Annotated in this window: 2 protein-coding genes; both read left to right on the top strand. The window is 44.9% G+C overall.

The window, feature by feature from the left end; genetic code table 11:
- Positions 1-457 (top strand): alpha/beta fold hydrolase (locus tag V7D75_RS14510; RefSeq protein ID WP_333615136.1); only part of this gene is annotated, 457 nt, incomplete at its 5' end.
- Positions 458-531: 74 nt separating this feature from the next.
- Positions 532-1,320 carry a CPBP family intramembrane glutamic endopeptidase gene (locus V7D75_RS14505; RefSeq protein ID WP_333615135.1) on the top strand — a complete coding sequence of 263 codons (789 nt, stop codon included), beginning with the start codon at positions 532-534 and terminating at the stop codon, positions 1,318-1,320.
- Positions 1,321-1,364: the final 44 nt, after the last annotated feature.

Raw genomic sequence — 1,364 nt, 5'->3', positions numbered from 1 at the left:
GAATAATCGTTTGATGGATAAGCTGTCGCCAGCGGGCGTGTCTAAGCATCGCCGTGATGTTTGGGATAGCCGCGAAGACGCCTATGATAAGCTGCGTCATAAGGGCTTTTTTAAAGATTTCGATGAGCGTAGTTTTCAAGGCTATATCGAGCATGGTTTACATGAGCGTGCGGACGGCAAAGTAACCTTGGCAATCCCTAAAGCCAGTGAAGTTGAGGTGTTTCGTACCAATCCGTCATGGTATTGGCTGACCCCAAACCGTGCGCCGAAGACACCAGTGACGCTTATCATTGGTAAGGATAGTATCTTTCTTAAGCGCCGCTTCCCGCAGCAAATCAAATCACGCCTGAATATCGATTATGAAACCCACGCCGGCGGACATATGTTCCCGCTTGAGCACCCAGAGTCGGTGGCGCATCAAGTGCTTGAGCTTATCAAACAGCAGTTGCCACAATAACTGATGCTTGTGAATCCTAGAGGCTAGGATAAATGTAATGTGAGCAGCTAGCACACTTTTTTGAGTGACGATTTATGCTAAAAAAAGCAACCACCGCATCTATTAAGACCCCAGCACTCAATTCTGCGCGGCTATTTTCACGCTTGGGTGCGTTGCTGTTACTCATTGGGATGGTAGTGACGTTCTTTATCAGTCAATTAATCGGCGTCTATATTGCAGGCAAAATGGTATTGCCCGCTACTAAGAATGCCACTATGGGCGACATTTTCTTTTTTGGCAGCAATGATGGTACAGTGGTCAGTCTTTCTATCATTATCGGCTGTATATTATTGGTGGCAGTCAGCGTTTTATTGATTCGAGCGAGGGGCGGCAATGTAAAACAGTATCTAGCGCTCAAGCCGTTTTCATGGTCGGTTGGCATCGGTATGGTAGGGCTATTGCTGATATTTATGATTGGCAGTCAAGCGTTAACATATTTGCTTAATGAATCACCGTTGGTCTTCGTCGACCCTTTATATCAGTCTGTCAGCTCAGTCTGGTTATTGATATTTGCCATGGTGATTGTCGCGCCGATTTATGAAGAGCTTATATTTCGTGGATTATTATGGTCGGCTATTGCTGAGCAGTTCTCAAACGTAGCTAACGCAGAGCATCGCGGCGCAATAGTTGCAAGTTTAGTGACCAGCGTGATATTTGCGGTGATTCACTTGCAATATGGCATTTATGAAATCGGCACCATTGTGGTATTGGCACTGATATTTTGCTACGCGCGTATCAAATCAGGCTCGCTAGTATTACCGATGCTGCTACATATTATTAATAATGGCGCCGCGATGGCGCAGTATTTAGCGGAAATTAGTTAAAGGTTTATATATAAACGTCAAATAGCTAATTGATGAATGTCTTT

The sequence above is a fragment of the Psychrobacter sp. genome, assembly GCF_036731945.1.
Lineage (GTDB): Bacteria > Pseudomonadota > Gammaproteobacteria > Pseudomonadales > Moraxellaceae > Psychrobacter.
The sequence above is the reverse complement of the archived record's forward strand: the minus strand, read 5'-3'. Positions and strand labels throughout refer to the sequence as shown.